This window comes from Arthrobacter sp. LAR12-1-1.1 (assembly GCF_040676555.1).
Classification (GTDB): Bacteria; Actinomycetota; Actinomycetes; order Actinomycetales; family Micrococcaceae; genus Arthrobacter.
On the sequence record NZ_JBEGIG010000022.1, the window covers coordinates 1 to 10,999 of the forward strand.

Consider the following 10,999-nt stretch of genomic DNA (forward strand, 5'->3'; position numbering starts at 1 on the left):
GCATGGACATCCAAACCGACGTAGGTACGGTTATTCATGGCTGGAACCTCCAGACGTTCAAATGTGGCTCTACCAGTCCACACCCCGCACGAGACTGCGGAACAGGCCCCCGGACCGGCAACCCACGCACCTCTTTGAACCCGAGGTTCCAGTCCTACGTCAGGACCGGCCCACCACACTTCATATCGTCTAGGGCGGCGAGGACCGACAGGTCCCCATCCCCCGACTGCTAGCTGATCAGCTGAGAAACGCCGTCGACGGCAAGCCCTCAACCGCGCGGGTTTTTCAGAGCCCGCGCGGTATGGTCCTGCGAAATGGCAACTTCACCAAGAACGTCTATAAGCCCGCTATTGAACGGGCCGCAGCCGGCGACCCTAACTTCCCATCCCCCACGTTCCACGATTTACGGCATACCGCCGTATCCCTGGCCATCAGCGCGGGTGCCAACGTCAAGGTGGTCCAGCGGTTAGCTGGCCACGCTTCCGCCACGCTGACCCTCGACACTTATGCTGGCCTCTTCGACGACGATCTCCACGACAGCGCCAGCCGGCTGAATGACCTATTGCGGGACATGGATTGGCAGTGACAGTTTTACCCGATGTCACTTTTGTGTCACTCAATGGACCTGCTTCTCAACGTTGACAGCGTTTTTCATACTGCCTCCGGAGCAGAAGGTCGTAGGTTCGAATCCTATCGAGGGCACAAAATACTGGCTTTGCCAGCAAACCCCGCTGTTTCACTGAAACGGCGGGGTTTTTTGTGCACTGAATCCAGCCGAAAGAACGCGGAAAACCAGCGGCTTTGCCCCTGCCGATTGTCGGTGCCCCCTCGTAGGCTGTTTTCATCGGTAGCGGGCTACCCTGCCCGCCCGAAGCATGAGGGGGTCTCACGTGTTCTTTCCAACGCAGCACTGTTCCATCGTTCCGCCCTATATGCTCCGCCGGCTGGCCGCGCAGCAAAAGCCGGAGCTCTCCAAGGCCGCCCGCGGCGCAAAGGAAGCCCTGCAACACGTCCCGAGCTTCCAGGCCTCCCGCGCACTGCCCGGGCCCGGCAGGCATCCGGGGCTACGGGAGCTCAAGCCGTCCGCGCCGGAACGGACGGTCTACGACGCCAAGTCCGCCGAGCAGTTGCCCGGCAGCGTGGTCCGCAAAGAAGGCGAACCGCCCACGGGCGATCCCGCCGCCGATGAGGCTTACGACGGGCTGGGGCACACCCACCGCCTCTACGCGGAAGCTTTCGGCCGGAATTCGATCGACGGCAAAGGTCTCCGCCTCGATGCCACGGTCCACTATGGCCGCCTGTACGACAACGCGTTCTGGGACGGACAGCAAATGGTCTTCGGCGACGGTGACGGCCAGGTCTTCGAGCGGTTCACGAAATCCCTGAGCGTCATCGGCCACGAGCTCACCCACGGCGTCACCCAGTACTCCGCCGGGCTGGTCTACCGCAACCAGGCCGGCGCCCTGAACGAGTCGATGTCCGATGTCTTCGGTGCTCTCGTTGAGCAGTACGTCCGGAAGCAGTCGACGGCGGAGGCCAGCTGGCTGATCGGCGAAGGCCTCTTCACGGACCAAGTCCAGGGGGCCGCCTTGCGCTCCATGAAGGCTCCTGGAACGGCTTACGACGACGACGTGCTCGGCAAGGACCCGCAGCCGGACTCGATGGACGGCTACGTGCGCACGAGCGCGGACAACGGCGGCGTGCACATCAACTCCGGAATCCCCAACCGTGCGTTCTGCCTGGTTGCCACGGCCCTCGGCGGCAATGCCTGGGACGCACCGGCACAGATCTGGTACGAGACGCTGACGGGCGGCACACTGTCCCCCACCGCCACGTTCGGCGCTTTCGCCAAGGCCACTGCCGCCTCTGCCAGGGAACTCTTCGGGGAGGATTCCAAGGAACATGACGCCGTGCGCTCCGCGTGGGAAACTGTGAAAGTAAAGTTCCCGGGAGCCCGGCGATAAGCCAAGCCCCCCGCAGATCGAGTCCGATTGAGATCCGAGTCCGATGAAGATAACTGTCCAGCGCAGTGGCGGCGTGGCCGGAATGAAAAGGACGTGGACCGTCCGGCCCGAGCCGCCGGAGGACACCGACCGGTGGCAGCCTCTGATCGAGGCCTGCCCCTGGGACGACGTTGCCGGAATCAGCGGCACAACCGGCCAGCCGGACCGGTTCATGTACAGCATCCGGGCCGATCAACACCGGGCAGTCCTGCCCGAGCGTGCGCTGACGGGTCCGTGGCGCGACCTCGTCGAATGCGCGCGGTCCGCGGCCGAGGAGTCGGCGCCGCCGGGCTTTGGCTAGCGGACTTTGGCTAGTCGGGGCCCGTCACGCCGCCGCACTTTATGCCGTGGCCAGGTGTCCCCGGAACGTGCGCCGGTAAGACTGCGGGCTGGTGTCCAGCGCCTTGGCAAAGTGGTGCCGCAACAGGACCGAATGCCCGAAGCCGGATTCCCTCGCGATCTCGTCGATATTGAGTTCCGTACTCTCCAGCAGTTCCTGCGCCCGCAGCACCCGCTGGGAATTGAGCCAGGCCGCCGGGGTGGCCCCCGTTTCCGCGCGGAAGCGCCGCGCAAACGTCCGCGGCGACATATGGACCCTGGCCGCCAGTTCGTTGACTGCGTGTTCCTCGTCCAGGTGCCGGACCATCCACTGCAGCAGCTGCTCCATGGGCTCCGATCCGCACTGGGGAATGGGTCGGTCGATGTACTGGGCCTGGCCGCCGTCCCGGTGCGGCGGGACCACCATGTCCCGGGCGATGGCGGCGGCCACCTTGGCGCCGAACTCAACGCGGACCAGGTGCAGGCAGGCATCGATCCCGGCGGCCGTGCCGGCACTCGTGATGACCCGGCCGTCTTCGACGTAGAGGACGTTTTCATCCACCAGAACAGCGGGGTATCGGCTGGCCAGTTCCTGGGAGTAATGCCAGTGGGTGGTGCAGCGGCGGCCATCGAGCAGGCCGGCCCTAGCCAGGGCGAAGGCCCCCGAACAAATGGACATCACCCAGGCACCGCGGGCATGGGCGGCCCGCAGGGCCTCCAGGACGGATTCGGGAACGTCCTCATCCCGGCCGTACGGCGCCATCACCACCAGGTCTGCGTCCGCTGCCGCTTCCAGCCCCAGACCGACGTGCATGGACAGGCCGGACTTGAGCGGGACGTCGCCCGGCTCCGGAGCACAGACGCGAAAATCGAAGGCGGGCACGCCGTTTCCGCGGTCCGAACGGTCTATGCCGAAGACCTCAAAGGCCGTCGCGAACTCGAAGATCGAGAAGTTGGGAACCACGATCATTGCCACTGATTTGATCATGCTTCCAGTGTGGCAGAAATTATAGCTTTTTGGGCATTTCTGCCACTTTTTTTAGGTCGTGGACCGGAGAACCATGGAGGTATGGAACTCCTCGGAATCGCCCTCATCGTCCTGATCATTGTCGGCCTCGCAGCCACCATCTCCGCCCTCCGGAAGGACGGCCTCGGCCACACCCCGCCCGTCCGCTCGGAAGAGTATTGGATGGCCCGGGACCTGCCGAGTGTCAACTACACCCTGCGGATCTTCTAAGTCTCCGCGCACACCACGGGCCCGGCTCATCCAGCCGGGCCCTCAACATGCGCCCCGCAGCAGCGGGACTGAGCAGAGGGACTGAGCAGCGGGACCGGACAACCGCCGTCGCCACCCCAGCTGACAGTCCGCCCCAGTAGACTGTCTCCAGCCATGACATTGCATATTTCCTACCCCGCCGAGCTGCCGGTATCCGAGCGCCGCGAAGATCTGATGGCCGCCATCGCGGCCAACCAGGTGACCATCATCGCCGGTGAGACCGGCTCGGGTAAGACCACCCAGATCCCCAAGATGTGCCTGGAGCTCGGCTTGGGCGAGACCGGACTGATCGGCCACACCCAGCCCCGCCGGCTCGCGGCCCGCACGGTGGCCGAGCGCATCGCGGAGGAACTCGGCGTCGAGGTCGGCCAGGAAGTGGGCTTCCAGGTCCGCTTCACCGGCGAGGTCAGCCGGTCCACCAAGGTCAAGCTCATGACCGACGGCATCCTGCTGGCCGAAATCCAGCGCGACAGGCTGCTGCGCAAATACAACGCCATCATCATCGACGAGGCCCACGAACGCAGCCTCAACATCGACTTCATCCTCGGCTACCTCAAGCGGATCCTGCCGCAGCGCCCGGACCTGAAGATCATCATCACCTCGGCCACGATCGATCCGGAGCGCTTCGCCAAGCACTTCGGCACCGAGGAAGAGCCCTCCCCCATCATTGAGGTGTCGGGCCGGACCTTCCCGGTGGAAATCCGCTACCGCCCGCTGTCCCAGCCCGCCGGCGGCGCCGGCGCCGATGATGGAGAAGGCGCAGCCTCGGACGACGAACTCGAGGAGGACCGCGACCCGCTCGATGCCGTGTGTGACGCCGTCGACGAACTCGCAGAGGAGGCGCCGGGCGACGTCCTGATTTTCTTCTCCGGCGAGCGCGAAATCCGCGACGCGGCGGAGGCCCTCAACGCCCGCATCCAGTCCAACCGGCGCCTGGCCGGCACCGAGGTCCTTCCCCTCTTCGCACGGCTGAGCCTGCAGGAGCAGCACAAGGTCTTCCACCCCGGCGGCAAACGCCGGATCGTGCTGGCCACCAACGTCGCCGAGACGTCGCTGACGGTCCCCGGCATCAAGTACGTCATCGACACAGGCACGGCGCGGATCTCGCGCTACTCGCACCGGACCAAGGTCCAGCGCCTGCCGATCGAACGCGTCTCCCAGGCCTCGGCCAACCAGCGCTCTGGCCGCTGCGGCCGTGTCTCGGACGGCATCGCGATCCGGCTGTACTCCGAGGAGGACTTCGGGTCGCGGCCGCTGTTCACGGACCCGGAGATCCTGCGCACCAACCTCGCGGCCGTCATCCTGCAGATGACCGCCATGGGCGTGGCCCGCGGACCGAAGGATGTGGAGAACTTCCCCTTCGTCGAGCCGCCGGATTCGCGCGCCATCAACGACGGCGTTAGTCTCCTGCGCGAACTTGGCGCCCTTAGCGCCGCCCGCACCCAGGAGCCAGCGGACGACGGCGACGGCCGCCCCGGCCGCCGGCCGGCGGGCGCGGCCGGAAGAAACGGCGGCGGACTCACCGCCGTCGGCCAGCAGCTGGCCCAGCTGCCGGTGGACCCGAGGCTCGGCCGGATGATCGTGGAGTCCGGAAAGCGGGGCTGCGTCCGGGAAGTCATGATCCTGGCCGCCGCGCTGACCATCCAGGACCCTCGCGAGCGCCCAACGGACAAGCAGCAGCTCGCCGCGGAGAAGCACGCCCGCTTCCGGGACGAGAACTCCGACTTCACCGGCTACCTGAACCTGTGGAACTACCTGCAGGAAAAACAGCAGGAACTGTCCTCCACGGCGTTCCGCCGGCTCTGCCGCGGCGAGTTCATCAACTACCTGCGGGTCAGGGAGTGGCAGGACCTGTTCGCCCAGCTCCGCCAGTTGGCCCGCCCGCTGGGCATCAGCCTGGACAACAAGCGCCTTGCCGATCCGGTGGGCAACCACGACGGCATCCACATCAGCCTGCTCTCGGGGCTGCTGAGCCACGTCGGCATCCTCGACGAGCGCAAGCGCGAGTACGCCGGTGCCCGCGGCAGCCGCTTCGCGATCTTCCCGGGTTCGGCACTGTTCAAGAAGTCGCCCACGTTCGTGATGGCCGCCGAACTCGTGGAGACGAGCCGGCTCTGGGCACGCGTCGCGGCCAAGTTCGATCCGCTCTGGGCCGAGCAGGTGGCCCCTGACCTGGTCAAGCGCAGCTACAGCGAACCGCACTGGTCCAAGAAGATGGGCGCGGTGATGGCCCACGAAAAGGTCACCCTTTACGGCGTGCCCATCATCCCGAGCCGTCGCATCAACTACGGCAAGGTGGATCCCGAGCTCTGCCGCGAGCTCTTCATCCGCCATGCCCTGGTTGAAGGCGACTGGCAGACCCACCACAAGTTCTTCCACCGCAACCGCGCTCTGCTGCACGAAGTCGAGGAGCTCGAGGCCCGGATGCGGCGCCGGGACATCCTGGTGGACGACGAGACGCTGTTCGAGTTCTACGACGCCCGGATCGGCGTGGAGGTCGTCTCGGAGCGGCACTTCGACAAGTGGTGGAAGGACGCACGGCAGCAGGATCCCACGCTGCTCGACTTCGACCAGTCCCTGCTGATCAGCGAGGACGCCGCGGCCCTGGATGACTCCGCCTACCCCAAGACCCTGCTGCACAAGGGCTTCGAGCTGCCGCTGAGCTACGAGTTCCACCCGGTGGCGCCCGGTTCGCCGCCGAACCCCTCCGACGGCGTCACCGCCGAGGTCCCCGTACTGTTCCTGAACCAGCTCGACGACGCCGCGTTCCGCTGGCTGATCCCCGGGCAGCGGGTGGAACTCGTGACGGCGCTCATCAAGTCGCTGCCCAAGCAGGTCCGCAAGAACTTCGTTCCCGCACCGGATGTGGCCCGGCAGGCCGTCGCGGCGCTGGAGGCGGACTTCGATCCCGCCACGAACGAGCTCGAACCGTCGCTGGAACTGGTGCTGCGCCGGATCCGCGGACAGGTCATCCCGCCGGGGTCCTGGAACTGGGACGCCGTGCCTGCGCATTTGCGGGTCAGCTTCCGGGTGGTGGATTCCCGCGGCAAATTGCTGGATGAGGGCAAGGACCTCAACGCGCTGCAGGAGCGGCTGGCCCCTGCCACCCGCAGGGCCATCGCGGAATCCCTCGGTGCCACACCGGGCACCACGGCACCTCAACCTAAAGGAAATGGCACGGCTAAGGGGACGGCCGGCGCGAACGGGAAGGACACCCGGGCGTCACGGGCCGGTTCGTCGCCGTCGGCCGCCCTGGCGGCTGCCACGGCCGCGGCCCCGGGCGGGTTCACGGAAATGTCCGGGCTCAAGGACTGGACCTTCGGAACCGTCCAGCGCCAGGTCCAGGGCAGCGTTGGCGGGCACACCGTCACCGGCTTCCCGGCCCTGGTGGACGAGGGAACTTCCGTGGCGCTGCGGCTGTTCCAGACGCCGTCGGAACAGCAGGAAGCCATGCGCGGCGGTGTCATCAGGCTGCTGGCCCTGAGAGTGCCGCCGCCGGACCGCTACGTCCTGGAGCACCTGAACAACACCGAGAAACTGACGTTCAGCCAGAACCCCCACGGTTCCGTGACGGCGCTGATCGCTGACTGCGCCCTGGCCGCCATCGACAAACTCACGCCGGCCGGGCTGCCGTGGGACGAGGCATCGTTCAAGGCGTTGTACGAGAGTGTCCGGGCGGAGCTGATCGACACAGTCTTCACGGTCACCGCCGTCGTCGAACGCATCCTGGCGAGCACGCGACGGATCGAAAAGCAGCTCAAAGGCACCACGAGCCTGGCCCTCATCAGTGCGCTCAACGACGTCAAGAGCCAGCTCGAGCAGCTGGTGTATCCGGGTTTCGTGGCACGCACGGGCTACGCCCAGCTCAGCCAGCTGCCCCGCTACCTCACGGCGATCGAAAAACGCCTCGAGAAGCTGCCGGGCAACGTCCAGCGGGACGCCCAGCACATGGCTGCGGTCCAGGCACTCGAGGACGACTACGACGACGCCGTCTCCGCCCTGCTGCCCGGACGGCGGGCCGGTGCGGAGTTAACCCATGTGCGCTGGATGATCGAAGAACTCCGGGTGAGCCTCTTCGCCGTCGAACTCGGGACCGCCTATTCGGTGTCCGAGAAGCGCATCCGGGCGGCGCTTAACAAGGTACTGGCGCCGGCGTAGGTCAGGCGGCCGGAACGTGCTCGGCGTGGCCGGCCGTGCGGAGGCCTTCGCGGAGCTTCTCCGCGTTGGCGTCCAGCCTGGCCGGATCCGGGTGCTGGTCCGCCGAGCCGAAATCAAAGTCAGCCATCGAGTTGGAGGGCCACACGTGGACGTGCATGTGGTTGATTTCGTAGCCGGCCACGATCAGCCCTGCCCGGGCGGCGTCGAACACGTCCACCTGGACTGCGCCGATCTTGCGGGCAACTTCCATGACCCGGCTAAGGACCTCAGGCGAGGCGTCCGTCCAGCGGTCCACTTCCTCGGTAGGCACCACGAGGGTGTGGCCGTCGGCCAGCGGGCCCATGGTCAGGAACGCCACGACGTCGTCCTCGCGCCAGACAAAGCGGCCCGGGATGTCCCCATTGATGATTTTGGTGAAGAGAGTGCTCATGCGTCCGCCTTTTCTGCCGGGGACCCCAGGGTGCTGGCGTCCAGGACAAAACGGTACTTCACGTCGCCGGCCACCATGCGGTCGTAGGCTTCGTTGAGCTGGTCTGCCCCGACCACCTCGACGTCGGACACCACGCCGTGCTCGGCACAGAAGTCCAGCATCTCCTGGGTCTCGGCGATGCCGCCGATCAGTGAACCCGCATAGGCGATCCGGCGTCGGATCAGCGCGCCGGGGTTGACGGGCGGCATCGCTTCCGCGGGCAGGCCCAGCTGGAACAGCGCGCCGTCCAGGCGCAGCGTGCGGAAGTACGGGTTGAGGTCGTGCGAGGCGGCGACGGTGTCGATAATGACGTCGATGCTGCGGTTCGCGGCCTCCATCGCGGCTGGGTCCGTGGAGAGGATGACGTCGTCGGCGCCCAGCTCGCGTGCTGCTGCGAACTTGTTCTCCGACGTCGTAAAGACCTTGACCTCTGCACCCATGGCCTTGGCAATCTTGACGGCCATATGGCCGAGGCCGCCCAGTCCGACGACGCCGACCACATCGCCTTCCTCGACCTCGAAGTGGTTTAGCGGCGAATACGTGGTGATGCCGGCGCACAGCAAAGGCGCCGCGGCGGCGGGATCCAGGCTCTCCGGGACCCGCAGGACATAGTTGCGGTCCACCACGATGGACGTGGCGTAGCCGCCCTGGGTGATGGCGCCGTCGTTGCGGGCATCTTTGGCCCCGTAAGTTCCCACCAGGCCGTTTTCGCAGTACTGCTCCAGGCCGTCCAGGCAGCTGTCGCATTCGCGGCAGGAATCCACCATGCAGCCCACGCCCACGCGCTCCCCCACTGTGAAGTCCTCGACGGCGGAACCTACCCGGCTGACCCGGCCGACGATCTCGTGGCCCGGGATCAAAGGGTACGTGTCGCCGCCCCATTCGCCGCGGGTGGCGTGCACGTCCGAGTGGCACAGTCCGCAGAATTCGACGGCGATCTCGACGTCGTCCTCTTTGGGGGCGCGCCGGGCTACGGTCAGGGGAACGAGTCCGCTATCCGGTTCGGTGGCGCCGTAGGCGGCGGCCAGCCGCGGACCTGGCGTCGTCGTGTCTGTGGCGTCCGTGGTCAAATCGGGAAGCGGCTTGGCAAGGGGCGGCGGTACGGGGCGTCCAGGAGTCATGTCTCGACGCTACCCCCGGGACGGGCCTGTGTTCCACTTTGGCGTGCGGGGTGTTCGGTGCGGACCGAGAGCCTCCCGTGGGCCATAGGCCCCGGAGTCCTTCGGCAGCCGCCCTGCGAGCGGCTGCCGTCGCAACTGGCGACCGGTCTATTTTGTCAGACCCCCAAAGGACACTTGAAACATGGACGGCAATCAGGGGCCCGAAGTGGCTTCATCAGTGGCAGGGCGCAGTCACGACGACCTCCAGGATTTGCTCGCATTCTGCGCCCGCGTGCTCCGGGACGTGCGTCAGGCCGAGGATCGCGCCGGGATAATCGAACAGTACCGACAGCTTGACGAGTTGCGCTCTGCGATCGACGCATTGCTGACGCGTCTTCAGCTCGACGTTTTCCTGGGCAGCGTTTCGGGAGTGACTTTCGGACCTGGAAGGTCGCCGATGGCTTCCGAAGCGGTGGAACGGCTCCGGCGGGCCATAAATGTCATAGCCCGCAGGGACACTTGATTCATGGACGGCAATCAGGGGCCCGAAGTGGTTCCGGCAGACTCGGCACCGGCAAATGCTGTGACGGTCGCTGCACTGGCCCGGATCCTGGCCTTCCTCCCGGCTCCGGACAGCGCCGCCGCACTGATCGACGAAATCCGGGACCTGGAGGACCTGAAGTCCGCCATGGCAGCCCGGCAGGCCCGGCACGCCGCCGCCTTCGACCTGCTCCAACGCCACGAGCAGACCGCCGCCGGGATCCCGGCCGAGAAACTCGGCGCCGGGGTCGGCGCGCAGGTCGCCCTCGCCCGGCGCGAATCCCCCGCCAAGGGCGGCCGGCTCCTGGGCCTGGCCAAAGCCCTGGTCACCGAAATGCCGCACACCCTCGCCGCGCTGCAGACCGGACAGCTCAACGAATGGCGCGCCACCCTGCTCGTGCGCGAAACCGCCTGCCTGACCGCCGCGGACCGGGCCGCCGTCGACGCGGACCTCGCCGCGGACACCGGCACGTTCGACGGGGTGGGTGACCGGTCCCTGACCGGCCGGGCACGGGCCGCCGCGTACCGGCTCGACCCGCGCTCCGTCACCCAGCGTGCCGCGCACGCCGCCACCGAGCGGCACGTCAGCCTCCGCCCGGCCCCCGACACCATGTGCCAGCTCACCGCCCTGCTCCCGGTCACCGCCGGCGTCGGCGTCTACACCGCCCTGACCCGGCACGCCGACACCCTCAGGAACAGCGGGGATCCGCGCTCCCGCGGGCAGCTGATGGCCGATGCCCTGGTCGAACGCAGCACCGGCACCCCGGGCGGGATCACCGGAGTCGAGATCCAGCTCGTCATGACCGACCGCACCCTCTTCCAGGCCGACGCCGAACCGGCCCGGCTCCCCGGCTACGGCACCGTCCCCGCCGGCTGGGCCCGCGATCTTATCAACGGCACAAAGGCTAACGACAGCACATTCGGCGTCGGTTCACCCGGACAACATGGTCCAGGGGAACCCGGCGAGTCAACCAGCGGTCCCCCCGAACCCGGCGGCGGCGGGCCCGACCCCGGCACGAACCCCGGCGGCATAGCCGACGGTTCCCCGGGACCCGGCAGCCCCCCAATATCCGGTGGCACGGACGGGGCTGCCGATGACACCGCGTTCGGCGTGTGGATCCGCCGGCTCTACACC

At 67.0% G+C, this 10,999-nt stretch carries 9 protein-coding genes and 1 pseudogene; 7 read left to right on the forward strand and 3 right to left on the reverse strand.

Annotated features, from left to right (window positions below):
- Nucleotides 1-214: 214 nt before the first annotated feature.
- From MRBLAR12_RS12840 to MRBLAR12_RS12850, 3 genes and pseudogenes are all read left to right on the forward strand, one after another.
- Nucleotides 215-586: pseudogene (locus MRBLAR12_RS12840) on the forward strand (tyrosine-type recombinase/integrase); the annotation flags it as partial.
- A gap of 289 nt (nucleotides 587-875) precedes the next feature.
- A complete protein-coding gene (locus MRBLAR12_RS12845) occupies nucleotides 876-1,964 on the forward strand; it encodes a M4 family metallopeptidase (protein WP_414645510.1) in 1,089 nt (362 codons plus the stop codon).
- Between the two features lie 43 nt (nucleotides 1,965-2,007).
- Complete coding sequence (locus MRBLAR12_RS12850; RefSeq protein ID WP_229995545.1) at nucleotides 2,008-2,304, forward strand: protealysin inhibitor emfourin; 297 nt, start codon at nucleotides 2,008-2,010, stop codon at nucleotides 2,302-2,304.
- Nucleotides 2,305-2,343: 39 nt separating this feature from the next.
- Here the strand turns inward: MRBLAR12_RS12850 and MRBLAR12_RS12855 are convergent, their stop codons facing one another.
- Nucleotides 2,344-3,309, reverse strand: coding sequence for a GlxA family transcriptional regulator (locus MRBLAR12_RS12855; RefSeq protein WP_229995546.1), 966 nt, complete (start codon nucleotides 3,307-3,309; stop codon nucleotides 2,344-2,346).
- 81 nt (nucleotides 3,310-3,390) lie between these two features.
- Between MRBLAR12_RS12855 and MRBLAR12_RS12860 the strand changes: the two genes are divergently transcribed.
- A complete protein-coding gene (locus tag MRBLAR12_RS12860) occupies nucleotides 3,391-3,558 on the forward strand; it encodes a hypothetical protein (protein ID WP_229995547.1) in 168 nt (55 codons plus the stop codon).
- Nucleotides 3,559-3,711: 153 nt separating this feature from the next.
- Nucleotides 3,712-7,755: an ATP-dependent RNA helicase HrpA gene (gene hrpA / locus MRBLAR12_RS12865; protein WP_364746509.1), complete on the forward strand. Its 4,044-nt coding sequence runs from the start codon at nucleotides 3,712-3,714 to the stop codon at nucleotides 7,753-7,755.
- A gap of 1 nt (nucleotide 7,756) precedes the next feature.
- Here hrpA and MRBLAR12_RS12870 read toward each other — a convergent pair whose 3' ends face one another.
- Nucleotides 7,757-8,185: an HIT family protein gene (locus MRBLAR12_RS12870; protein WP_229995549.1), complete on the reverse strand. Its 429-nt coding sequence runs from the start codon at nucleotides 8,183-8,185 to the stop codon at nucleotides 7,757-7,759.
- Entirely contained in the window at nucleotides 8,182-9,345 is a 1,164-nt protein-coding gene (locus MRBLAR12_RS12875) for an NAD(P)-dependent alcohol dehydrogenase (RefSeq protein WP_364746511.1), read from the reverse strand. Before MRBLAR12_RS12875 ends, MRBLAR12_RS12870 begins: the two co-directional genes overlap by 4 nt.
- 181 nt (nucleotides 9,346-9,526) lie before the next feature.
- Between MRBLAR12_RS12875 and MRBLAR12_RS12880 the strand changes: the two genes are divergently transcribed.
- Both MRBLAR12_RS12880 and MRBLAR12_RS12885 read left to right on the forward strand, forming a co-directional pair.
- Nucleotides 9,527-9,847 carry a hypothetical protein gene (locus tag MRBLAR12_RS12880; protein WP_229995551.1) on the forward strand — a complete coding sequence of 107 codons (321 nt, stop codon included), beginning with the start codon at nucleotides 9,527-9,529 and terminating at the stop codon, nucleotides 9,845-9,847.
- A 3-nt stretch (nucleotides 9,848-9,850) separates the two neighbouring features.
- Nucleotides 9,851-10,999 (forward strand): DUF222 domain-containing protein (locus MRBLAR12_RS12885; RefSeq protein WP_364746513.1); only part of this gene is annotated, 1,149 nt, incomplete at its 3' end.